26 protein-coding genes and 1 pseudogene are annotated in these 21630 nt (G+C 55.1%); 25 read left to right on the forward strand and 2 right to left on the reverse strand.

Annotation, left to right across the window (positions count from 1 at the left end; translation table 11 throughout):
• Positions 1-2: 2 nt before the first annotated feature.
• Both INF29_RS01295 and INF29_RS01300 read right to left on the reverse strand, forming a co-directional pair.
• Positions 3-449: an ABC-three component system middle component 2 gene (locus INF29_RS01295; RefSeq protein WP_133145284.1), complete on the reverse strand. Its 447-nt coding sequence runs from the start codon at positions 447-449 to the stop codon at positions 3-5.
• Positions 442-1419 carry an ABC-three component system protein gene (locus INF29_RS01300; RefSeq protein ID WP_193484134.1) on the reverse strand — a complete coding sequence of 326 codons (978 nt, stop codon included), beginning with the start codon at positions 1417-1419 and terminating at the stop codon, positions 442-444. The genes INF29_RS01295 and INF29_RS01300 overlap by 8 nt, the downstream gene beginning before the upstream one ends.
• Positions 1420-1866: 447 nt before the next feature.
• Between INF29_RS01300 and INF29_RS01305 the strand changes: the two genes are divergently transcribed.
• The 25 genes and pseudogenes from INF29_RS01305 (at position 1867) to INF29_RS01425 (ending at position 21556) form a co-directional block, all read left to right on the forward strand.
• Positions 1867-2379, forward strand: coding sequence for a hypothetical protein (locus INF29_RS01305; RefSeq protein ID WP_193484136.1), 513 nt, complete (start codon positions 1867-1869; stop codon positions 2377-2379).
• A gap of 234 nt (positions 2380-2613) precedes the next feature.
• The gene (locus INF29_RS01310) at positions 2614-2934 is read left to right on the forward strand and encodes a DNA ligase (protein ID WP_193484137.1); all 321 of its coding nucleotides are present in this window, start codon (positions 2614-2616) and stop codon (positions 2932-2934) included.
• Complete coding sequence (locus INF29_RS01315; RefSeq protein WP_193484139.1) at positions 2924-4051, forward strand: DUF2800 domain-containing protein; 1128 nt, start codon at positions 2924-2926, stop codon at positions 4049-4051. Before INF29_RS01310 ends, INF29_RS01315 begins: the two co-directional genes overlap by 11 nt.
• A 1-nt stretch (position 4052) precedes the next feature.
• On the forward strand, positions 4053-4628 hold the full coding sequence (locus INF29_RS01320) for a DUF2815 family protein (RefSeq protein WP_193484140.1): 576 nt from the start codon (positions 4053-4055) through the stop codon (positions 4626-4628).
• Positions 4629-4648: 20 nt separating this feature from the next.
• Entirely contained in the window at positions 4649-4834 is a 186-nt protein-coding gene (locus INF29_RS01325; protein ID WP_002353013.1) for a hypothetical protein, read from the forward strand.
• Between the two features lie 65 nt (positions 4835-4899).
• Entirely contained in the window at positions 4900-6840 is a 1941-nt protein-coding gene (locus tag INF29_RS01330; protein ID WP_193484142.1) for a DNA polymerase, read from the forward strand.
• A gap of 13 nt (positions 6841-6853) precedes the next feature.
• A pseudogene (locus INF29_RS01335) lies at positions 6854-7267 on the forward strand (DUF7768 domain-containing protein); the annotation flags it as partial.
• Between the two features lie 112 nt (positions 7268-7379).
• Positions 7380-9719 carry a virulence-associated E family protein gene (locus INF29_RS01340; RefSeq protein WP_207728095.1) on the forward strand — a complete coding sequence of 780 codons (2340 nt, stop codon included), beginning with the start codon at positions 7380-7382 and terminating at the stop codon, positions 9717-9719.
• A gap of 250 nt (positions 9720-9969) precedes the next feature.
• Entirely contained in the window at positions 9970-10509 is a 540-nt protein-coding gene (locus INF29_RS01345) for a hypothetical protein (RefSeq protein WP_207728096.1), read from the forward strand.
• The gene (locus INF29_RS01350) at positions 10506-10787 is read left to right on the forward strand and encodes a VRR-NUC domain-containing protein (RefSeq protein ID WP_087298912.1); all 282 of its coding nucleotides are present in this window, start codon (positions 10506-10508) and stop codon (positions 10785-10787) included. Before INF29_RS01345 ends, INF29_RS01350 begins: the two co-directional genes overlap by 4 nt.
• Positions 10768-12132 (forward strand): DEAD/DEAH box helicase, encoded by a 1365-nt coding sequence (locus INF29_RS01355; RefSeq protein WP_193484144.1) that lies wholly within the window; start codon positions 10768-10770, stop codon positions 12130-12132. The genes INF29_RS01350 and INF29_RS01355 overlap by 20 nt, the downstream gene beginning before the upstream one ends.
• Positions 12133-12187: 55 nt before the next feature.
• A complete protein-coding gene (locus INF29_RS01360; RefSeq protein ID WP_193484146.1) occupies positions 12188-12415 on the forward strand; it encodes a hypothetical protein in 228 nt (75 codons plus the stop codon).
• Complete coding sequence (locus INF29_RS01365; RefSeq protein ID WP_193484148.1) at positions 12412-12822, forward strand: sigma factor-like helix-turn-helix DNA-binding protein; 411 nt, start codon at positions 12412-12414, stop codon at positions 12820-12822. The genes INF29_RS01360 and INF29_RS01365 overlap by 4 nt, the downstream gene beginning before the upstream one ends.
• Positions 12823-12954: 132 nt before the next feature.
• Positions 12955-13302 (forward strand): HNH endonuclease, encoded by a 348-nt coding sequence (locus INF29_RS01370; protein ID WP_193484150.1) that lies wholly within the window; start codon positions 12955-12957, stop codon positions 13300-13302.
• Positions 13303-13436: 134 nt separating this feature from the next.
• Positions 13437-13985 carry a P27 family phage terminase small subunit gene (locus INF29_RS01375; RefSeq protein WP_002349532.1) on the forward strand — a complete coding sequence of 183 codons (549 nt, stop codon included), beginning with the start codon at positions 13437-13439 and terminating at the stop codon, positions 13983-13985.
• A 4-nt stretch (positions 13986-13989) separates the two neighbouring features.
• Positions 13990-14775, forward strand: a complete 786-nt coding sequence (locus tag INF29_RS01380; RefSeq protein ID WP_087378230.1) for an S-adenosylmethionine synthetase N-terminal domain-containing protein — start codon at positions 13990-13992, stop codon at positions 14773-14775.
• On the forward strand, positions 14772-16010 hold the full coding sequence (locus INF29_RS01385) for a site-specific DNA-methyltransferase (protein ID WP_193484152.1): 1239 nt from the start codon (positions 14772-14774) through the stop codon (positions 16008-16010). The genes INF29_RS01380 and INF29_RS01385 overlap by 4 nt, the downstream gene beginning before the upstream one ends.
• Entirely contained in the window at positions 15997-17814 is a 1818-nt protein-coding gene (gene dcm / locus INF29_RS01390; protein ID WP_193484154.1) for a DNA cytosine methyltransferase, read from the forward strand. Before INF29_RS01385 ends, dcm begins: the two co-directional genes overlap by 14 nt.
• Before the next feature lie 100 nt (positions 17815-17914).
• A complete protein-coding gene (locus INF29_RS01395; protein WP_193484156.1) occupies positions 17915-18739 on the forward strand; it encodes a virulence protein in 825 nt (274 codons plus the stop codon).
• Positions 18723-18959: a DUF4314 domain-containing protein gene (locus tag INF29_RS01400; protein WP_193484158.1), complete on the forward strand. Its 237-nt coding sequence runs from the start codon at positions 18723-18725 to the stop codon at positions 18957-18959. Before INF29_RS01395 ends, INF29_RS01400 begins: the two co-directional genes overlap by 17 nt.
• Positions 18949-19266 carry a DUF6809 family protein gene (locus tag INF29_RS01405; protein WP_193484160.1) on the forward strand — a complete coding sequence of 106 codons (318 nt, stop codon included), beginning with the start codon at positions 18949-18951 and terminating at the stop codon, positions 19264-19266. The genes INF29_RS01400 and INF29_RS01405 overlap by 11 nt, the downstream gene beginning before the upstream one ends.
• A gap of 138 nt (positions 19267-19404) precedes the next feature.
• Complete coding sequence (locus tag INF29_RS01410) at positions 19405-20352, forward strand: amidoligase family protein (RefSeq protein ID WP_193484162.1); 948 nt, start codon at positions 19405-19407, stop codon at positions 20350-20352.
• 96 nt (positions 20353-20448) lie between these two features.
• On the forward strand, positions 20449-20925 hold the full coding sequence (locus INF29_RS01415) for a gamma-glutamylcyclotransferase family protein (RefSeq protein WP_022131538.1): 477 nt from the start codon (positions 20449-20451) through the stop codon (positions 20923-20925).
• Entirely contained in the window at positions 20915-21115 is a 201-nt protein-coding gene (locus INF29_RS01420) for a hypothetical protein (RefSeq protein WP_022131537.1), read from the forward strand. Before INF29_RS01415 ends, INF29_RS01420 begins: the two co-directional genes overlap by 11 nt.
• Positions 21116-21238: 123 nt before the next feature.
• Positions 21239-21556: an Nmad4 family putative nucleotide modification protein gene (locus tag INF29_RS01425; protein WP_022131536.1), complete on the forward strand. Its 318-nt coding sequence runs from the start codon at positions 21239-21241 to the stop codon at positions 21554-21556.
• Positions 21557-21630 lie beyond the last annotated feature (74 nt).

The following is a 21630-nucleotide window of genomic DNA, read 5'->3' on the forward strand; positions in this document are numbered from 1 at the left end:
CGTTACCTCCTTAAGGATTTCGTTGATTGCCGACTAATTTCGTTGAACAGCTGGACATCGCTATAGTTCCCATACTTCGCAACCACAAGCCGCATCAGTTCTTTGTACCGCTTGGCATATTCTGATTGGAAACTCTTGCTCATGTTTCTTCCACTTTCTGAAGCGGAATAAAGGATGCCTGCTTCATCATCCGTGGCTATAACCAGCCCATCAACTACCAGATTCTTTATTGCAGTTTTTATAAGGTTCCGCCTTGCTGATAGTTCACTGAATGCAAAACCGTTTTCCCCATTTAGAGATTTATCTGCAACGCCGAAGTCCTCACAGTAAATCGCCATGAAGTCATAAGCGGCAATTCTGTCGAGTGTAATTCCGGCATTCGCCACATCAAGAAGTAGCACCACGTGGAGAGACAACTCAAAGGGCGTATTGAAAAGTCTGTTACTCATCAATGTTCACCCACGACTCAATCACACCGTCATTCACCAATATATGGCAGATGCCTTTCTTCTCCAAATTACCAATCAGATTCCGCATCTGGCTGAGTACGGAACTGTCGAGCGTGGTACTTGTTATTTTTTCAAGGACGGCATTCAGCCTTGCGTAACCATCCTCGTAATCCCTCCAGTATGTGGTATTAATGCCGTGCCACGCATCATCCTTCAGTCTGCCGAACTCATCCTCTCCGTCATCGAAGATATCCCGGACAGACCGTTCGATACTTACTGCGCTATAATATGCCATACGCTGTTCCTTATAGTTCTCTGCATATCGCTTCGGAAGGGAAGGAACATCGTCAGCAGTAAAAGTCTCCTTGTTTAATTTCTGAGCATATGCCTCATACAAAGCACGAATGTAATCAAGTTCATGCTTGCCTACATCATCAGGGACAAGTGCCTGATGAATCGTTATGACCTCACCGGATATATGTAACTTATCGCCTCTGCGCTCTATTGTCGCAGGGGCTATATTTTTTAGACTTCTTCCTGTCTCCATGCGCTGATAGTTCAACGCAGTCACATCATCGGATAATCCCTCCGAACGGCGTCTGATGATTTGAGCCAGGATATTAGCGCAGGCCTGCCCAACTTCGGAAGGTTCGACATCGAATCCGAACTCAGCCAGCTTGTCCTTCATGTGGTTCAATGCATCGAAGGAATATGTATTTACGAAATCAGCAAACTTTGCCTCATCCAGTCGAGGCGTAAGTGCAGATGCCTTTTTCTGCGAAATTGGCAGCCTGCCACTGTAATATGCCTCCAGTGTGGATTTTCCAAGCCCATAAAGTGGATTCGGAGAATCCTTTTCCAATGCCTCATCATCCAGGATGGCATCCGTCAGAATCTTCACAAATTCTGCGGCGTTCATTTTTGTTTCGTAATTATGATGCATGAACTGTACAAGGTCGCAGAACTTCAAGTTGACACCATCCTTTCCAATGTAGGCATTTATGTAGGCAGATGTAGGCAAACCTACGAGTTTTGGAAGTCCTATTTTCTATAATGAAATCGTGATAAGGCAGAAGGAGCGCACAGTCTGTGCGAAATCCAAAACGCCTCATATCACATTATACCACGAGCAAACGCGATAATCAATATAAATTTGTGAACGCAAAACTTGTTTTCAGAATAAAGCTATTGATTTGCGTTTGCGAGTGGTGCGATCCCGCCCGACACCGCATCAGCTGATCACTGATGGCTCAACGGTATCCGGCGGCACAACTCAATATCACAGCTGCCTTTTGAGCGGGTTAGCTGCAATCCGAAACGGAGAACTCCGTTAGGACTGCGGTTAGGTTTTTACACCCTTTTTGCGGCAGCGCCCAGAGTCCTCCGTTTCGAGAAATCGAAAATCGGAGGACTTTTTATGAAAACCAATGCAAATCAGAACACATCAACCATCTACTACCGCCCACTCAAGCAGTGGATCGATGTCACCCCGGAACAGAAGCACGACTGGGAGCGGTTCGTAGGGACTACCCGCAAGGCAAAGCAGAGAGCCGGAGCCTGCTGCATCCCGTACAAAAAGAGCTACAAGTGCGACGGTATTTGCGACACCTGCGAGTTCCGCTGTATCCCGAAGGACGCTCCCCAGCATCTCTCCATCGACACTGAAATGGAGAACGCTTACGAAAACGGCGTCTCCCGCACCAGCTTTCTTGCGGACAGCAGGCTTACCACGGAGATCGATATCGACTCCCTGATCCTGAACGGCCTGCTCACAGAGCTTCAGTCATCCGACCCGGAAAGCTACGAGATCCTCATGGCTATTGCGGACGGGCTTTCCGAACGCGCCGGCGCAGAGCGGCTGCAGATGCCCCGAAACACATTTGTGTATAAACGCAACCAGCTGCTGAAGCGGCTCAAGGAAAAATTCTAAAATCTTTCGGCCAGCCCCTCCTTTCCTGTCCAGATGGGTCTGTGAAAGGCAACACAAGACGCCTTGGGAAAGGAGGGACCGCCGATATGAGTTACAACGCAAACCATTATGACGCCCGTGCCGACGAGGACATTGTTGATGTCCTGACCGCAATCAGCGTGGTGTCAAGGAGACTGGCAAGCAACCTGACCATCGCACGCCAGCAGAGCAAATCCAGGGAAGGAGGAAAATCACATGAGCAGAATGAGCGATATGGCGCAGACCATCGAAGAACTTCGCAGTGCTGCCGCTGCTATTTCGGATGCCGCTGACTGGCTGACGAAGATGTTCAGCGGAGAGCCGCAGGCAGAGGATGCTCCTGCTGCTTCTCCTCCTGAACCGGAACTGACGCTGGAGCAGGTCAGAGCCGTACTTGCGGACAAATCCCGCCAGGGACACACCGCCGAGATTCGCGCCCTGCTTCAAAAGTACGGCGCATCCAAGCTGTCACAGATCGACCCCGCACATTACAAGGCATTGCTCGCCGAAGCGGAGGTGCTGACTAATGGCAGTTAAGCACGCAGTCTTATCCGCTTCTTCTTCCGAACGGTGGCTCAACTGTCCGCCCTCCGCAAGGCTGTGCGAAGCCTACGAGGACAAGGGCAGCGATTACGCCGCCGAAGGGACGGACGCCCATGCGCTCTGTGAGTTTCGGCTGAAGCAGGCTCTGGGGATTCCGGCGGATGATCCCATCGAAAACCTCTCCTGGTACAACGAGGAGATGGAGGACTGCGCCGCCGGGTATGCCGCCTATGTATCGGAGCTTCTGGAGCCCGCAAAGCAGACCTGCGCCGACCCGGTCATCCTGATCGAGCAGCGAGTGGATTTCTCCCGCTGGGTACAGGACGGCTTCGGCACCGCCGACTGCATCGTCATCGCTGACGGTGAACTGAACATCGTGGACTATAAGCACGGCAAAGGCGTGGAAGTCAGCGCCGTGGATAATCCGCAGATGATGCTGTATGCCCTCGGCGCTCTGGAGATCTTTGACGGCATCTACGACATCGATTCCGTCCGCATGACCATCTACCAGCCCCGGAAATCCAATATCAGCGTGTATGAGATGGACAAGGCCGACCTGTACGAATGGGCAAACAGTGAACTGACTCAGAAGGCGCAGCTTGCTTATGAAGGTCAAGGCTCCTTCAGCTGTGGTGAGTGGTGCCGGTTCTGCAAGGCGAAAGCCGAGTGCAGAGAGCGCGCCGAAGCGAACCTGGCTCTTGCCCGGTACGAATTCCAGACCCCTGCGCTCCTCGCTGATGAGGAGATCGCCGGCATCCTGGACAAGGTGGACGCGCTTACCGCCTGGGCTGCGGATGTGAAGGAATACGCTCTCCGGCAGGCAGTCAGCGGCACGGCGTTCCCCGGATGGAAACTGGTCGAGGGGCGCTCCAACCGTAAATACACCAGCGAAGCCGCCGTTGCCGCCGCTGTGGAAGGCGCAGGCTTCGATCCCTATGAGCGAAAAGTCCTCGGCGTCACCGCCATGCAGAAGATGCTCGGCAAGACCCGCTTCGAGGAACTTCTCGCCCCCTACATTGAAAAGCCGCAAGGCAAACCCACGCTCGTGCGGTCGAGCGATAAACGGTCCGAATGGAATACCGCGAAAAATGATTTTATGGAGGAAATGTAATATGTCTACCAACACAAACAGAGTCAACAACCCTATGAAGGTCATCACCGGCCCCGACACCCGCTGGTCCTACGCCAACGTCTGGGAGCCCAAGTCCATCAACGGCGGCACGCCCAAGTACTCGGTGTCGCTGATCATCCCGAAGTCCGATACCCGGACGGTGGCAAAAATCAAGGCCGCCATTGAAGCCGCCTATCAGGAGGGACAGGCCAAGCTGAAGGGCAACGGCCGCAGCGTGCCTCCTCTCTCCGCGATCAAGACTCCGCTGAGAGACGGCGACATTGAAAGGCCCGACGATCCTGCCTATGCGAACGCCTACTTCATCAACGCCAACTCCGCAACCGCTCCCGGCATCGTGGACGCGGACCGCAATCCTGTGCTGACCCGCTCCGAGGTGTATTCCGGCGTGTACGGCAGAGCGTCCATCAACCTGTACGCTTTCAACAGCAACGGCAACAAGGGCATCGCCTGCGGGCTGAATAATCTGCAGCTCATCCGTCCCGGCGAACCCCTGGGCGGCAAGGCCAGTGCTGAAGCTGACTTCGCAACTGAAGACGACGAGGATTTCCTCGGTTAAGACAAGGGAGGTAAACGGCCATGACAATGTTTCAGACAATTCTGCTTTTTGCTGTTCTCGCCATCTGGCTGTGCATCAGCGCAGTCATTCTGATCAGCAGCATCCAGTCCTTCCTCTATGACCGCAAGCGCGAAAAGCGTGAGCGTGAACAGGCGGCCCGTGACGCAGAGTATCACGAAAACCGCATGAAGCTGCTGGAGAAATAAAGTACCAAGCCCCAGGGCGGCGGAGCGATCTGCCGCCCTATTGGGGTATGGAAGGAAGTGACGAAATGCAAACCTTATCAATCGACTTGGAAACTTACAGCGACCAGCCCCTTGCTAAAACTGGTGTGTATCGCTATGTGGAGTCTCCCGATTTTGAAATACTGCTCTTTGCCTACAGCGTGGATGGCGGTCCAGTGCGGCAGATAGACCTTGCCTGCGGGGAGAAAATCCCACCAACGATCCTTGCCGCACTGGAGGACGACAAGGTGACCAAGTGGGCCTTCAACGCCAATTTTGAACGCATCTGCCTGTCACGCTTTCTGGGCTATCCGACCGGCGACTATCTGGAGCCGGACTCCTGGAAATGCTCGATGGTCTGGGCTGCGTACATGGGTCTGCCCTTATCCCTGGAGGGAGCCGGCGCCGTTCTTGGGCTGGAAAAACAAAAGCTGGCCGAAGGCAAAGACCTCATCAAATATTTCTGCCAGCCCTGTGCACCAACGAAGTCCAACGGTCAGCGCACCCGCAATCTTCCAAAACACTCCCCGGACAAATGGCTGGCATTTAAAAAATACAACATCCGCGATGTGGAGACGGAGATGTCCATCCAGGCACGGCTCTTAAAGTACCCTGTGCCGGACAGCGTCTGGGAGGAATACCATCTCGACCAGGAGATCAACGACCGCGGCGTGGGACTGGATATGGAGCTGGTGCGGCAGGCCATTCAGATGGACGGGCGCTCCCGCTCGGAGCTGACCCAGGCGATGAAGGAATTGACCTCACTGGATAATCCCAATTCGGTACAGCAGATGAAGCAGTGGCTTGCAGATAACGGCGTGGAGACCGATACCTTGGGCAAAAAGGCTGTAGCGGAGCTTTTGAAAACTGCGCCGCAGCAGCTGCAAAAGGTACTGACCCTGCGCCAGCAGCTTGCGAAATCCAGCGTTAAAAAATATCAGGCGATGGAGACTGCCGTCTGCGCCGATGGCCGGGCAAGAGGTATGTTTCAGTTTTACGGAGCCAACCGCACCGGGCGGTGGGCAGGCCGCATCATTCAGATGCAGAATCTCCCTCAGAACCATCTGGACGATCTGACCGAAGCCAGAGGGCTTGTCCGGGCAGGCGGCTTTGACGCTCTGGAAATGCTCTATGAGGACGTGCCGGATACCCTTTCTCAGCTGATCCGCACGGCATTCGTGCCGCAGGGAAACAGAAAATTCATTGTGGCGGACTTCTCCGCGATTGAAGCCAGGGTGATCGCATGGCTTGCCGGCGAGAAGTGGCGGCAGGATGTATTCGCCGAGGGCAAGGACATCTACTGCGCCAGCGCATCCCAGATGTTCGGCGTCCCCGTAGAAAAGCACGGCGTCAACGGCCACCTTCGGCAGAAAGGAAAGATCGCCGAATTGGCTCTCGGCTACGGCGGCTCCGTGGGCGCACTTAAGGCTATGGGCGCACTGGAGATGGGGCTGTCCGAGGACGAGCTTCCCGCTCTGGTTTCCGCATGGCGTCAGGCGAATCCGAAAATCGTGCAGTTCTGGTGGGCGGTTGATCGCGCTGTGATGGACGCCGTTATCCGTAAGACTACCACGAAAACACACGGCATCATATTCTCCGCCAGAAACGGAATGCTGTTTATCACCCTGCCGTCCGGCAGGAGCCTTGCCTATGTGAAGCCAAAGATCGGAGAGAACCGTTTCGGCGGCGAATGTATCACCTATGAAGGCGTCGGCAGCACGAAGAAATGGGAGCGCATTGACAGCTACGGTCCGAAATTTGTGGAAAACATTGTACAGGCAACCTCGCGGGATATCCTTTGTTACGCCATGAAGACCCTTCGCTGCTGCTCCATCGTCATGCATATCCACGATGAGGTGGTCATTGAAGCTGACCGCCGGATATCCCTACAGACCGTCTGTGACCAGATGAGCAGGACTCCACCCTGGGCAAACGGACTGCAGCTTCGTGCAGATGGCTACGAGACTGATTTTTACAAGAAAGATTAACGAGGTAACGCCTATGAGCATCAATAAATTCAACAGCGAGGGCTACTACGACCCCACTACCTATGAAGCCCTCACCAATATAGAAAAAGAAGAACGCGCCCTCCGCGCTTTCCGCCCTATCGTCTACATCTGCTCACCCTATGCCGGAGATGTGGTCGCCAATGTGGAGAACGCCCGGAGGTACAGCCGCTTTGCCGTGGACGCCGGATACATTCCCATTGCGCCGCATCTGCTGTTTCCGCAGTTTCTCAGTGACGACAATCCAAAGGAGCGCCAGCTGGGACTGTTCTTTGGAAACGCCCTCATGAGCAAATGCTCCGAGGTGTGGGTGTTCGGAGAATACATCTCTTCCGGCATGGAAGCGGAGATCCGCAGAGCCAAATGGAAGAACTACCGTTTGAGATATTTTACTAAAGGGACCCCAGAAAAGGCTTTAGACTTTTCTGGGAGAGGAGAAATAACGGAATGTGCGAGCTTTCACAGTTTTGTGGAAGTGAGCGAAATGGAGTTTATTTCGACGAGCGAGGAGGTAACCGACTATGCGTGAACTGAACATCGCCTACGGCAATAACCGGCAGGCAAAGAGATGGGTCAACAAGACCATACGATTTGACGATCTGAAGGAACGGCTCAAAGTGACCATTCGCACCACCGAGTCCGCCGAGGAATATGCGAAGATGAGCCGCGCCCAGCGTGACGCTGCCAAAGACCACGGCGGCTTTGTGGCGGGCGTGCTGAAGGGCGGCAGACGCAAGGTCGATACCGTGGAAAGCCGCTCGATGGTGGCGCTTGACGGCGACCGCATCGACACCGCTTTTCTGGATAGCTATGAGTCCCTCTGCCCCTATACCTCCGCACTGTACACCACTCACAGCAGCACGGAAGAAAATCCCCGCGTCCGGCTGGTGTTCCCGCTGACCAGGGATGTGACCCCGGAGGAATTTGTGGCGGTGTCCCGCTATCTGGCTCAGATGCTGGGCATCGACTATTTCGACGAATGCTCCTACCAGCCCAATCAGCTGATGTACTGGCCGTCCACCCCGGCTAACGGCTCCTTTGTGTATAAGGAGACAGACGGTGGCTGGCTCGACCCCGATGCGATTCTCACAAAGCACCCGGAATGGACCGACCCTACAAGACTGCCCACATCTTCCAGGGAAAGCAAGGCGAATACCACCGCACAGCAGAAGGTGCAGGACCCGCTGACCAAAGAGGGCGTGGTGGGTCTGTTCAACCGCACTTATTATCCCATCAGCAAGGCGCTGGAGACATTTCTCTCCGATGTCTATGAGCCGACCGACAATGAGAACCGCTGGCACCTGATCGTATCCTCCAGTATGGCGGGCGTGGAGATTAAGGAAGATAAATTCGTCTACAGCCACCACGCCAAAGACCCGGCTTACCTCAAGCTGTGCAACGCCTTTGACATCGTCCGTATCCACCGCTTTGGAGATCTGGACGAAAAAGCATCGTACAAGGCGATGTGCGAGTTCGCCATGCAGCAAGATGAGGTAAAGCTGCTGGCGGCAAGCGAACGGATGGCGGATGTCGAGACGGATTTCTCCGGCAGCGAGGATACCGACTGGCAGAAGCGTTTCCAGTACGAACCCCGCTCTACAGTGCTGAAAAACAACCTCCACAACATCACGCTGATCCTCCAGAACGATCCGCAGCTCCAGAATATCGTATTCAACCAGCAGCTGGACGGCATGGAGATCAAGGGCGATGTGCCCTGGAAGCACCCGTCCAAGTACTGGAGGGACGCTGACGATGCCCAGCTGATCAGCTATGTGGATTCCCACTACGGCACATTCTCCCAGCGCAATTATCAGATCGCTGTAACCAAGGTGGCGGACGACCGCTCCTACCATCCCATCCGTGAGTATCTGGCGGCTCTGCCGGAGTGGGACGGCGTTCCCCGTGTGGACGCGCTCCTCATCGACTATCTGGGTGCGGAGGATAATTCCTATGTCCGCGCTGTGACCAGAAAGACCCTCTGCGCCGCCGTGCGCCGGGTGCAAGAGCCGGGCGTGAAGTTCGATACCATGCTGGTCTTGAACGGTCCCCAGGGCATCGGCAAGTCTACCCTCATCTCCCGCCTTGCCGGGGAATGGTTCTCTGACAGTTTGAATCTGAGCGATACCAAGGACAAGACCGCCGCCGAAAAGCTGCAGGGCTATTGGATTCTGGAGATCGGTGAGCTGGCGGGACTTCGCAAAGCCGAGGTGGAGACGCTGCGCTCCTTCCTCTCCCGTCAGAACGATATCTACCGCGCCGCATTCGGCAGACGGGCAACGCCGCATCCAAGGCAGTGCATCTTCTTTGGCACCACCAACGCCGAGTCCGGCTATTTGCGGGATACCACGGGCAACCGCCGGTTCTGGCCGGTCAAAACGCCGGGCGGCGGCACAAGGCACTCCTGGGAGCTCACCCATGAAGATATCAGCCAGATCTGGGCGGAGGTGCTGGTGCTTGTGGAGAACGGCGAGAAGCTGCATCTGGCTCCCGATCTGGAGACACTCGCCAAGAGCGAACAGCGGGAAGCGCTGGAGTCCGATGAGCGCGAAGGGCTGGTGCGCGAGTATCTGGAAACTCTGCTCCCGGAGGATTGGGACGGCATGGATCTGTTCGACCGCCGCTCCTTCCTCGCCGGAGTGAATAATATCGGCTGTGTTGGTACGGTCGCCAGAACACGGGTCTGCAACATGGAGATCTGGTGTGAGCTTTTCGGCAAGGACCAAGGCAGCCTTGGCCGCGCCGAATCCAACAACCTCACGGCCATGCTCACGAAACTCGGCTGGGTGCGCAAGGAGAAAAAGGAGCGTGTCAAGCCCTACGGACCGCAGTTTGTTTTTGTTCCCGGCGATGTTCCTGACTGATTTTTCGGGAACAGTGCGGATAAGGAACAGTTCCCAACACCAGGCGGTGTTCCCGGAGAAAGCTCTGGGAACACCGTCAGGAACACACCGAATGTGCCGCCGCAAGGCAACTTTACAGGCTTCGTTCCTGTGTTCCTAAAAAAGCATACAAATTGAAAATGTATAAAAAAGACTGTACAGAACCCGTAAATCACGCATATGCACGCGCGTAAGGATTTTCAGGTTTTTAAGAACACGGAGGTAAATCAAAATGTCAATGTATGAAATAGACAGCGCATATGTCCGCAGGTGTCAGAAACGACTTCAGGAATGGGGAGCGCCTCTCTCCGGCTGGTATTGTGACTACATTTACGATGTGGCCGATGAAGAGGAAGATCCCGATTACATCGACTTGTTCACTTGTGAACTCTGCGATTGTTCACAGGTACGATTTGTCCATGTGATGCGGCATGACGAGTATTTTGAAACTGTTTCAGTCGGCTGTATTTGCGCAGGGATCATGGAGGGCGATATCCTCGCCGCCAGAGAGCGTGAGCGGCTTATGAAAAACCGCGCCAACCGGAAACGTAACTTTCCCCACCGTCAATGGCGAAAGAACTGGTATGGAAACTATCAGCTGACTTATCGGGGCAGAAAGGTGTTCATCAACAACAAGGGCGGCAATCGCTACAGCGTATATGTGGATGGCAGGACCGCCTGGAGCTACAAGGGCAAGCCCCTCGACAATTTTGTCTTGGCCGCCTATGCCGCTTTTGAATTAGCCGACCCCATAGAAAGGATACAGCCATGAGAGAAAAAGAAATTGAAAAGAAGCTGACCCTGGCGGTCAAACAAGCCGGCGGCATCTGCCCCAAGCTCGTATCTCCCGGTTTTGACGGTATGCCGGACCGCATGGTGCTGCTGCCGAATGGACGGATAGGCTTTGTTGAAGTCAAGGCTCTGGGAGAAAAGCCGCGACCTCTGCAGCTTTCCCGCCACAGGCTTTTGCGGCGGCTGGGATTTCCGGTGTATGTGCTGGACGATACGGAGCAGATTGGAGGGATACTGGATGAGATACGAACCTCATGAATATCAGAAATATGCGGTGGATTACATTGAGACACACCCCGCAGCCGCTATCTTCTTAGACTGCGGCCTGGGAAAAACCAGCATCACGCTGACAGCCATAGCCGACCTGCTGTTTGACAGCTTCGAGGTCCATAAAGTGCTGGTCATCGCACCCTTAAGAGTGGCGCGGGACACATGGACGGCTGAAGCGGATAAGTGGGATCACCTTCAGAATCTCATCTGCTCCGTGACTGTCGGGACAGAAGCCCAGCGCCGGTCTGCATTGATGAGACGCGCTGACATCTACATCATCAACCGGGAAAACGTCCAGTGGCTCATTGATGAGAGCGGCATTCCCTTTGACTTCGATATGGTGGTGATCGATGAGCTATCCTCGTTCAAGAATCACCAGACAAAACGGTTCAAGTCACTGTTAAAGGTCAGACCCAAGGTAAACCGCATCGTCGGACTGACCGGCACTCCCGCTTCTAACGGCCTGATGGATCTGTGGGCGGAGTTTCGCATCCTGGACATGGGGCAGCGGCTGGGACGGTTCATCACCAAGTACCGCACCGATTACTTCACGCCGGACAAGCGAAACGGCCAGGTCATCTACTCCTACAAACCCCTGCCCTATGCGGAGGACACCATCTACCGGCAGATTTCGGATATCACCATCTCTATGAAGTCCGCCGACCACCTGCAGATGCCAAAGCTGGTCAGCAGTGAATACACGGTTCGGCTATCCGAGGATGAACAGGAAAAATACACGGGCTTGAAACAGGAACTGGTGCTGTCGCTGGGCGACGCGGAGATCACCGCCGCCAACGTCGCCTCCCTCTCCGGGAAACTCTCCCAGATGGCGAACGGTGCAATTTACGATGACAGCGGCGAGACCATTCGCATCCACGACCGCAAGCTGGACGCTTTGGAGGATATCATCGAAGCGGCAAATGGCAAGCCTATTCTGGTAGCCTACTGGTTCAAGCATGACCTGACCCGTATTTCGGAAAGGCTGCAAAAGCTGCATATCCCGTTCTCCCGTCTGGATGACGCCGCCAGTATCCGCAGATGGAACAACGGCGAGTTTTCGGTGGCACTGATCCATCCCGCTTCTGCCGGGCATGGGCTGAATCTCCAGAGCGGCGGCTCTGCCATCGTGTGGTTCGGACTGACCTGGAGCCTGGAGCTTTATCAGCAGACCATAGCACGACTCTGGCGGCAGGGGCAGACTTCTGAAACTGTGGTGGTACAGCACATTGTCACAAAGGGCACCATTGACGAACGCATCATGAAAGCCCTCTCCAAAAAGGAGCATACCCAGACGGCCCTGATTGACGCCGTGAAAGCGGACTTGAAAATCTGAGTCAATCTAAGAAAATCCGTGCCAATCCGAGGATCAAAATTTCGGAGGTGCGAATATGAGCAATATCACGACTTACGAGAACCTTGCGAACGCCATCATCCTGCAAGCTGTGAAGGATTACCGCATGGCGCTGAAAAGCCTGAAAGCTAACTCCCGTAATCGGACGGCACAGGCGGATAAAGCCGAAATTGAGCGGTTCTTCCGTTCGCAGTGGTATTCGGCACTCACAGATGTGAATGGTGAGATGCTGATCCGCTCCCTGCAGAAGGAGGTGGACGCATGACCGCAAAAGAATATCTGAACCAGGCGCGGCACCTGGATGCCCTTATAAACTGCCGCCTGCGTGAGATTGACTACTGGAGGGATTTATCGAGCAGCGTCTCAGGCAGTAATTTCGAACCGCACTACAATCCAAACAAGCCGACAGAAGCCCCTTTTGTCCGATGCCTTGAGAAAATCGACGCCATCCAGAGGGATGTGGCGAAAAAGGTGGCGTATCTGGTGTGTCTCAAGGAAACCATCAATGCGGCAATCGACAGGCTTGCCAGCCGCGAGGAGCAGCTGGTACTCCGTTACCGTTACCTGGACAACTGCTCCTGGGAGGAGATATCCCGGATGCTGAACGTGTCGCTTCGCACGGTACACCGCATACACGGGTCGGCTCTCCAGAACTTTTCTGTCCCGGATTGAAAGTTGGCACGGTTTGGCACAGTATGGCACACCCGTCCTGTGATATCATTACAATAGCGAAGTAGAATACAAAAACAGCCTTCATGGGAGCGTCCTGTGGAGGCTTTTCTTATGCCCCAAGGAGGTGAAGCGATGCCAAGAAAACCCAAGCGCCCCTGTTCCTACCCCGGCTGTCCCAACCTCACGGAGGGCCAGTACTGCAAGGAGCATGAAGCAGCCGCCCGCAGGCAGTACAACAAATACGAACGCAGTGCGGACGTAAATAAGAAATACGGCAGAGCATGGAAACGCATCCGTGACCGCTACGCTGCGGCGCATCCTCTCTGTGAGATGTGTCTGAAGGAAGGACGGCTGACTCCTGTGGATGAGGTACACCACATCGTTCCCATCTCTCAGGGCGGCACTCATGCCAGGGACAACCTGATGAGCCTTTGCCGTTCCTGCCATACCAAGATTCACCACGACCTTGGCGACCGGTAGGGCGGTCAAAATCTCTGCGGGTCCTGTACGCGGGCAGCGGCCCGGGGCTTCGTGCGCGAAAAAGGCGAAATCAAAAGGGTAATTGACGGCGGCCGATAGCGGTCGCTCTATTTTTGCGGAAAAGAGGTGAGAAAATGCCGACAAAATCCAATAACACAGGTGGGCGCGGTGGTGCGAGACCCGGTGCGGGAAGAAAAAAGTCTGCCGTCAAGGAGAAAGCCGAGAACGGCAATCCGGGCGGACGAAGATTAGAAGTGCTGGACATTCCCGAAGTCGAGGGTGTCGATATGCCAAAACCCCATGAATTTCTCTCTGCCGAGCAGCGTGACGGAAGTACGCTCCAGGCAGAGGAGATCTACAAAGAAACCTGGGAGTGGCTGAAGAAGATCGGCTGTGCCGCAAAGGTGTCACCACAGCTTCTGGAGCGGTACGCCATGTGCAGCGCCCGCTGGATTCAGTGCGAGGAGATGACCAACCGAATGGGCTTCCTCTCCAAGCACCCCACTACCCAGAAGCCGATCCCGTCGCCGTTTATCAACATCGGCATCAACTACATGAACCAGGCGGTGCGGCTGTGGAACGAGATCTTCCAGATCGTAAAGGAAAACTGCAGCACCGATTACGGGGAGGTATCTCCCCAGGATGATTTGATGGAGCGTCTGCTGCGGGCGCGGAAAGGATAAAGCTATGTTTGAAAAAGTAAATCCGTGCCACCCGGACAAGGTGGCTGACCGTATTGCCGGCGCTCTGGTGGATGCGGCGTACAGAAAAGAAGAAAATCCAAGGATCGCCGTGGAGGTTCTCATCGGTCACGGCGTCTGCCATATCATTGCGGAAACATCGGTACACATCTCTTTGGATGAGGTGACCGGGATCGTCCATCGCATCGCAGGAAATCTGCACACGGACTATGTGGAAGTTCCGCAGGACGGACACCTCGCCAATAACCAGGCAGACGGAATCCGCTGCGGCGACAACGGCATCTTCAAAGGGATGCCTGTGACCGAGGAGCAGAAAGCACTCTGCGAGATCGCCAAAAGTGTGTATCACACTTATCCCTATGACGGGAAATACATTCTGGACGGCGCAAGGCTCATTCTCTGCCAGAGCAACGCCAAGATCTATCACCTCAAGGAAGTGTATCCTCACGCCGAGATCAACCCTCTGGGAGACTGGACGGGCGGCACGGATGTGGACACAGGTGCAACCAACCGCAAGCTGGGTAGCGATATGGCAGATTCTGTCACGGGCGGCGGTCTGCATGGTAAAGACCTGTCCAAAGCGGATGTGTCGGTCAATATCTACGCCTGGCTGAAAGCCCAGGAAACGGGAAAGCCCGTGGAGCTTGCCTGCGCCATTGGGGACGATACCGTGGACGGCATTCCCTATGCGGAGATCGTGGAGACTGCCCGGAAATACATCCAGTCCCTTGGCGGCTTTGAGAAATTTGCGGAATGGGGGCTGGTGCGATGAAAACAACAACGGAAATGCAGCTGGTGCCAATCAGCAAACTGGTGCCCTATGTGAACAACGCCCGCACCCACTCCCCGGAGCAGATTACGAAGCTCCGCTCCTCCCTCCGGGAGTTCGGCTTTATCAACCCTGTCATCATTGACCGCGACTATGGCGTGATTGCAGGCCACGGCAGAATAATGGCGGCAAAGGAGGAAGGCATCAAGGAAGTTCCGTGTGTGTTTGCCGACCACCTTACCGAGGCGCAGAAGAAAGCATACATCATTGCCGACAACCGCATGGCGATGGACGCCGGATGGGATGAGGAGCTTCTGCGAGTAGAGATCGAGTCTTTGCAGGGCATGGACTTTGATCCCCTGCTCACCGGCTTTGATGAAAAGGAGCTGGCGGCTCTGTTTGATGACGGCATCGAAGCCGAAGAGGATGACTTCGATGTGGATGCGGAGCTGCAAAAGCCGGTGTTCAGTAAAAGCTGTGACGTATGGACGCTTGGCAGGCACCGGCTGGTATGCGGAGACTCCACGAAGGCTGAAACATACACCACGCTCATGGATGGCGTCAAAGCAAACCTGGTGATCACCGATCCGCCTTACAACGTCAACTATGAGGGTTCGGCGGGCAAGATCAAAAACGACAACATGGCAGGCGAGAAATTCTATGAGTTTCTGCTTGCCGCTTTTCAGAATATGGAGTCGGTCATGGCGGCGGACGCATCCATCTATGTGTTCCACGCCGACACCGAGGGCTTAAACTTCCGCAGGGCATTTGCCGATGCGGGATTTTATTTATCCGGCTGCTGTATCTGGAAGAAGCAGTCCCTTGTCCTCGGCCGCTCTCCCTACCAGTGGCAGCATGAGCCTGTGCTGTACGGCTGGAAGAAAAACGGCAAGCACCAATGGTACACGGGCAGGAAGGAAACCACTATCTGGGAGTTCGACAAACCCAAGAAGAACGGCGAGCATCCCACCATGAAGCCGATCCCGCTGCTGGCTTATCCCATCGGCAACTCCAGTATGGCAAACTCGGTGGTGCTGGACCCCTTCGGCGGCTCCGGTTCTACCCTCATTGCCTGTGAGCAGACCGACCGCATCTGCCGAACCATTGAGTTGGACGAGAAGTTCTGCGATGTCATCGTGAACCGCTACATCGAGCAGGTCGGCTCTGCGGATGGCGTAAGCGTCCTGAGAGACGGTAAGACATACAGCTATGAGGAGGTCGCGGATGGAACAGAATAAACTGACCCTCGGCAGCCTGTTTGACGGCTCCGGCGGTTTTCCTTTAGGCGGCTTGATCTCCGGCATTACCCCTGTATGGGCTTCGGAGATTGAGCCGTTTCCTATCCGGGTGACCACCAAACGGCTGCCGTTTATGAAGCATTACGGCGATGTCTCGAAAATGAACGGCGCAGATATTGAGCCGGTGGATATCATCACCTTCGGCTCACCCTGCCAGGATATGAGCATCGCGGGTCGGCGGGAAGGTTTGGGCGGCTCCCGCTCCAGCCTTTTCTATGAAGCCATCCGAATCGTAAAGGAAATGAGGTGCAAAACCAATGGCAGATATCCAAGATACATCATATGGGAGAACGTCCCCGGCGCATTTAGTTCCAACAAGGGTGCGGACTTCCAGTCCGTCCTCGAAGAGATCTGCTCGGTCAAAGGATACAAGATTGATCCTGCTCGACCTGCGAAGTGGTCAGCCGCCGGGGAGATCGTGGCAGACGATTTCAGTCTCGCATGGCGGGTATTTGATGCGCAGTACTGGGGAGTTCCCCAGCGCAGAAAACGCATCTACCTTGTCGCAGATTTTGCAGGCGGGAGTGCCGGAAAAATACTATTTGAGTCCGAAGGCGTGTCTGGGTATACTCCGCAGGGCTTCCGCCCGTGGAAAGGAACTGCCGGAACTTTTGAGGAAGGCGCTGGAGCGTCAGGCTGCGTCTGCCTAAACGACCAGGGAGGCAGCCGCATAGATGTGACGGAGGATGTCGCGGCAACTCTCCGGGCGGAAAACCACGGGCACCCGCCTTGCGTGATGGGTGCCGCCGGCTTCTGTACCGAGCATTCCGCACAAGCCAGGGGCATCGGGTATGGGGAGGAAACCTCGCCCACCCTCCGTGCCGGTACGGTGCCGGCGGCGGTCTATGAGAACCATAGCCAGGACACCAGATACATCGGCCCTCTGGAGACAGCGCCCACGGTCAATGCCACTTATGGTATGGGCGGGAACAACCAGCCCTTTGTAGTGGAGACGCCTAAGACGCTGAAGATCCGCTCCGGCTGTGAGGGCGGCGGCAAGGGCGCGCTGATCCAGGATAATAAATCCGCCACTCTGGGCTGCAACAATGACCAGACACTGTTCGTGCCGAAGGTCTATGGTATCTGCTCCAAGGACAGCAACGCCATGAAATCGGAGAATCCCAAGAGCGGATTCTACGAAGCGGAAACTTCCAGATGCCTGGATGCGAACGGTGGCAATCCTACCTGCAACCAGGGCGGCATGGCTGTAGTGGCCCTGCAGGGTTCCATGATCGGCAGGGCGGATAAGAACGGCCCCCAGGGCAGCGGCGTGAATGAGGATGTGTCCTTTACGCTGGACGTTGTCGACCGCCATGCGGTGGCTTACTGTATGACCACCGGCACTTACACCCAGACGCTTGAGGAACAGTCTCCGACCCTGATGGCAAGGGACTATAAGGACCCGCCTGTGGTGAACGAGACCGAGCCGGAGTACATCGTCCGCAGACTGACGCCTACCGAGTGCGCCAGACTGCAAGGATTCCCGGACTGGTGGTGCGCCGGGCTTGGGACAGACGAGCCGACCGAGGATGAGATCGAGTTCTGGACAGAGGTGTTTGAGATACACCGCTCCGTCATGGGGACGTCCTCCAAGCCAAAGAGCCGGAACCAGATCGTCAAGTGGCTGAAGAATCCCCATTCCGACAGCGCGGAATATAAAATGTGGGGCAACGGCGTGGCGCTCCCCAACGTCTATTTTGTGCTTTCCGGGATCGTGTACTATGCACAGTTTTCGGAAGGATAAATTGGTTTCTATTCTACAGAGAAATGTGCGAAAATCGCTTGCTATTTCAGGGGTTCAGAGTGATATATGTACCTACCAAAAACAAAGGAGGTTTTCGCACATGGAAATCAGATACAATGTGACGGGCGCCAAGCGCAAGGAACTGGTAAAAGTTATCGCCAATGCCACAGGCGCCAGGGCGGAATACAAGTTCATGCCCACCTGCAATTATGAGATTGATTATTTCACGGTCACCAAGTATGGGACGCTCCTATTTGACGACCGTGCCGACAGCGAGGAAGTCGAGCGGGTGCTGGAAGCCATCTCCGCCGCTGGCTTTGAATGTGAGCCGCAGGACGGCGGTGAGCAGCCCTTCGGGGAGGAAACCAAGGAAGCGGCAGAAGCCGCCGACACTGCGCCACAGGAGACGAATTTAGGGGGTCCCCGGCAAACCAATCGGTTTGTTGGGGAAAGGACGAGCAGCGAAGTGAATGAGCTTTCGGCTTCAGACGGAAGCGAACGATACGGAGCTTGCGAGGACGCGCTTACGGTGGAAATCCCGCTCGACAAGGTGGCGGTGGGCAACCTTGCCAAGCTGCTGGACGCCAAGGGGAATCTGATACGGAAGGCCCTGGGCATCACCGACCTTCGCATCGAGGTTTTGGAAGACCGGGTGGCATTTCCCTGGTTCTCCCAGGTGGACACAGATTCCGCAGCCGCCTATACCCACTTCATTTCCGCGCTTTGCGAGATGAGCAGGAATGCCAAGCGGGTAACAGCGACTGAGAAACCGGTGGATAACGAGAAATACGCCTTCCGCTGCTTTCTCCTGCGGCTGGGATTCATCGGCAGCGAATATAAAGCGGAGCGCAAGATCCTGCTGAAGAATCTGACCGGTTCCTCGGCTTTCAAGGATGGAGGTGTGAACCATGAAGTTTCCGAGTAGAGAGATTGTGGAGCGCATCCGCCGGGAATATCCTGCCGGCACCCGTGTGGAACTGGTGCGGATGGATGATGTCCAGGCCCCGCCTGTTGGCACGAAAGGCACCGTCAAAGGCGTGGATGATACTGGTTCCCTTCTCATGCGCTGGGACAATGGCAGCGGCCTGAACGTGGTCTATGGGGAGGACGTTGTGAAAAAGGTGGGTGACCGCCATGCCGAATAACATTCTGAAGGACTTCTTCTATGGGAACATCAATCCGAATGAAAAGCAGTTTGATCGCAATTCGGAGTATGGAAAGGCTGCTGCCGGTCTCGCCGATGAAGAAGAAAAGCTCCGATCCATGCTGGATCAGAAGGGAGCCACAGTCCTCGATAAGATGATTTGCCTGCAAGCCGCCATTGCGGGCATGACCGCCGAGGAGTACTTCATCGATGGGCTGCGGACGGGATTCCGCCTGGCTCTCGCTATCTTTGATGACGGAGAAAATGACCTTCTCAAGCCAATATCGGATGGCGGCAAACAGCCATAAACTACACAATATCCTGCGGTCATCTTTGTGTAATATATAACGCGGAATGAACTTGCTATTATCCTCTTTTAGAGCGAATATGTGTACACCGAAAGGGAAAACACACAGCCGCGAGGCAGAAAAACGGAGGATTTCAGAATGAACGAGAAAACAGCAAGGCAGATTGCAGAGATGAAGAACCAGACCATCGGTGTCGAGGTCGAGATGAACAGCATCACCCGCCAGAAGGCAGCGAAGGTTGCCGCTACCTACTTCGGCACAGGCAGATACGAGAACACTGCCAGCCGCAACGGGTACAGCACCTGGTCGGCTTGGGATGCGGATGGGCGCGAGTGGAAATTCCAGAAGGATGTTTCCATCGCAGGGCCGGACGAGCAGAAATGCGAACTGGTCACCCCGATCCTGACCTACGGCGACATCGAAACCCTGCAGGAGCTTTGCAGGCAGCTCAGACACGCAGGCGCCAAGAGCGACGCCTCCAGAGGATGCGGCGTCCACATCCACATCGGGGCGCAGGGACACACGCCGCAGAGCCTGCGCAACCTTGCCAACATCATGGCAAGCCATGAGAGCCTGATCGCCGAGGCACTGAAACTCGACCGGGGCCGCATGAGCCGCTACTGCCGCACGGTAGACCCACGGTTTTTGGAACAGGTCAACCGCAGGAAGCCTCGCTCAATGGCGCACCTTGCGGACATCTGGTACACCAGCAACGGCGCAAGCTACGGCAGGAGCCACCACTACAACGACAGCCGCTACCATATGCTCAACCTCCATGCCACCTTTACCAAGGGGACGGTCGAATTCCGGCTTTTCCAATTCGATGAGCCGACCGCAGAGCGCAGCGGCGGCATCCACGCAGGGCAGCTTAAGAGCTACATCCAGCTTTGCCTGGCCTTAAGCCAGATGGCAAAGGATGTGCGGACGGCAAGCCCCAAGCCCCAGCAGAACGAGAACCCCAAATACGCCATGCGCACCTGGCTCCTCCGCCTGGGCTTCATTGGCGAGGAGTTCGCAACGGCCAGAGATTTCCTGACCCGCAACCTGACCGGGGACACCGCCTTCCGGCACGGCAGAGCCGCTTGAAGGATTTAGGTTAAATGCCCTGCCCTTGACCGCTTCGGCGGTCTTAGGGTGGTAGAAGGACAAGTAACCTAAGTCCTTCAGGAAAGGATGGATACCATGAAAGAAAAAAGATACTACATTGCTTATGGAAGCAACCTCAATGTCGGGCAGATGCGGATGCGCTGCCCCCACGCCACGATCCTCGGCACGGCCAACCTGAAGGGCTGGGAACTGCTTTTTAAGGGGAGTAAGACCGGCTCCTACCTGACCATCGAGGAAAGCGAAGGCGGCACAGTCCCTGTGGTGATCTGGGAGGTAACGGCAACCGATGAAGCCGCTCTCGACCGCTACGAAGGATTTCCCAACTTTTACTACAAAAGGGACATCCGGCTTCAGTACAAAGGCATCCGCACCGGGAAGCGCAGGACGGTGACGGCCTTTGCCTACATCATGCATGAGGACAGGCCGGTTGGGATTCCGAGCAATTTCTATATGAGGACTTGCCTGGAAGGGTACGATACCTTCCGTTTTGATAAAAACGTCCTGGTTGACGCCTACGATAAATGCAGGGAGGTATGCGGATATGAAGGATAATGTGATCCGAATGGCGGTCTGCCCACTGTGCGGCAGGACCTACCACGGCGCTCCGGCACTTTCACGGGAGGACAACGAAACGCTTATCTGCCCGGACTGCGGCACCAGGCAGGCGCTCCAGTCCATTGGCGTGGGGCCGTCCGAGCAGGAGCAGATCATTGAGACGATCCACCGCCATACGCAGGAGTGATATACACAATTTATTCCTCCGATCTTTGTGCAGATTATGATCAGAATTAACTTGATAATATGTGCTTTTAGAGCGAATATGTACACACCGAAAGGGAAAACGAAGAAAACGGAGGATACGAAGATGAAAGAAACAGGGATTAAGAGATACGAGGACTACACCGAGAACTGCGTAAACCGCTACCGGCTGCCGAACACCAGCACGATGGAGAACCTTTCGATGAAGGTCACCGCCGGCGAGGGCGCGGTGCTGAAGATGGGCGACAAGGTACTGGTCACCGACCATGCCTGGAAGGGATTCATCGCCGGGGTATACGAGTTCATCGAGACACCGGAAGAAACCGGGTACAGCTACATTGAGTGCCGCCTGAACCTCATCGCCATGAGCGCAGAACTTTTCGAGGATGGTGGCCACGCCATCGCCTGGGCGATGCAGCAGTAAATAACCGCGAAAACAATAACCTGAGATCGAGCCGCATGGCTCTTTCTCTCGTACAGAACCATTTTGGAGGTCGC

Origin of the sequence: Anaerotignum lactatifermentans (assembly GCF_014982935.1) — a bacterium.
Lineage (GTDB): Bacteria > Bacillota > Clostridia > Lachnospirales > Anaerotignaceae > Anaerotignum > Anaerotignum lactatifermentans.

What these genes read in the sequence shown, in the direction of transcription:
- INF29_RS01295 (WP_133145284.1), bottom strand. Translation starts at nt 449, where the DNA reads ATGAGTAACAGACTTTTCAATACGCCCTTTGAGTTGTCTCTCCACGTG.
- INF29_RS01305 (WP_193484136.1), top strand. Translation starts at nt 1,867, where the DNA reads ATGAAAACCAATGCAAATCAGAACACATCAACCATCTACTACCGCCCA.
- INF29_RS01310 (WP_193484137.1), top strand. Translation starts at nt 2,614, where the DNA reads ATGAGCAGAATGAGCGATATGGCGCAGACCATCGAAGAACTTCGCAGT.
- INF29_RS01315 (WP_193484139.1), top strand. Translation starts at nt 2,924, where the DNA reads ATGGCAGTTAAGCACGCAGTCTTATCCGCTTCTTCTTCCGAACGGTGG.
- INF29_RS01320 (WP_193484140.1), top strand. Translation starts at nt 4,053, where the DNA reads ATGTCTACCAACACAAACAGAGTCAACAACCCTATGAAGGTCATCACC.
- INF29_RS01325 (WP_002353013.1), top strand. Translation starts at nt 4,649, where the DNA reads ATGACAATGTTTCAGACAATTCTGCTTTTTGCTGTTCTCGCCATCTGG.
- INF29_RS01330 (WP_193484142.1), top strand. Translation starts at nt 4,900, where the DNA reads ATGCAAACCTTATCAATCGACTTGGAAACTTACAGCGACCAGCCCCTT.
- INF29_RS01340 (WP_207728095.1), top strand. Translation starts at nt 7,380, where the DNA reads ATGCGTGAACTGAACATCGCCTACGGCAATAACCGGCAGGCAAAGAGA.
- INF29_RS01345 (WP_207728096.1), top strand. Translation starts at nt 9,970, where the DNA reads ATGTCAATGTATGAAATAGACAGCGCATATGTCCGCAGGTGTCAGAAA.
- INF29_RS01350 (WP_087298912.1), top strand. Translation starts at nt 10,506, where the DNA reads ATGAGAGAAAAAGAAATTGAAAAGAAGCTGACCCTGGCGGTCAAACAA.
- INF29_RS01355 (WP_193484144.1), top strand. Translation starts at nt 10,768, where the DNA reads ATGAGATACGAACCTCATGAATATCAGAAATATGCGGTGGATTACATT.
- INF29_RS01360 (WP_193484146.1), top strand. Translation starts at nt 12,188, where the DNA reads ATGAGCAATATCACGACTTACGAGAACCTTGCGAACGCCATCATCCTG.
- INF29_RS01365 (WP_193484148.1), top strand. Translation starts at nt 12,412, where the DNA reads ATGACCGCAAAAGAATATCTGAACCAGGCGCGGCACCTGGATGCCCTT.
- INF29_RS01370 (WP_193484150.1), top strand. Translation starts at nt 12,955, where the DNA reads ATGCCAAGAAAACCCAAGCGCCCCTGTTCCTACCCCGGCTGTCCCAAC.
- INF29_RS01375 (WP_002349532.1), top strand. Translation starts at nt 13,437, where the DNA reads ATGCCGACAAAATCCAATAACACAGGTGGGCGCGGTGGTGCGAGACCC.
- INF29_RS01380 (WP_087378230.1), top strand. Translation starts at nt 13,990, where the DNA reads ATGTTTGAAAAAGTAAATCCGTGCCACCCGGACAAGGTGGCTGACCGT.
- INF29_RS01385 (WP_193484152.1), top strand. Translation starts at nt 14,772, where the DNA reads ATGAAAACAACAACGGAAATGCAGCTGGTGCCAATCAGCAAACTGGTG.
- dcm (WP_193484154.1), top strand. Translation starts at nt 15,997, where the DNA reads ATGGAACAGAATAAACTGACCCTCGGCAGCCTGTTTGACGGCTCCGGC.
- INF29_RS01395 (WP_193484156.1), top strand. Translation starts at nt 17,915, where the DNA reads ATGGAAATCAGATACAATGTGACGGGCGCCAAGCGCAAGGAACTGGTA.
- INF29_RS01400 (WP_193484158.1), top strand. Translation starts at nt 18,723, where the DNA reads ATGAAGTTTCCGAGTAGAGAGATTGTGGAGCGCATCCGCCGGGAATAT.
- INF29_RS01405 (WP_193484160.1), top strand. Translation starts at nt 18,949, where the DNA reads ATGCCGAATAACATTCTGAAGGACTTCTTCTATGGGAACATCAATCCG.
- INF29_RS01410 (WP_193484162.1), top strand. Translation starts at nt 19,405, where the DNA reads ATGAACGAGAAAACAGCAAGGCAGATTGCAGAGATGAAGAACCAGACC.
- INF29_RS01415 (WP_022131538.1), top strand. Translation starts at nt 20,449, where the DNA reads ATGAAAGAAAAAAGATACTACATTGCTTATGGAAGCAACCTCAATGTC.
- INF29_RS01420 (WP_022131537.1), top strand. Translation starts at nt 20,915, where the DNA reads ATGAAGGATAATGTGATCCGAATGGCGGTCTGCCCACTGTGCGGCAGG.
- INF29_RS01425 (WP_022131536.1), top strand. Translation starts at nt 21,239, where the DNA reads ATGAAAGAAACAGGGATTAAGAGATACGAGGACTACACCGAGAACTGC.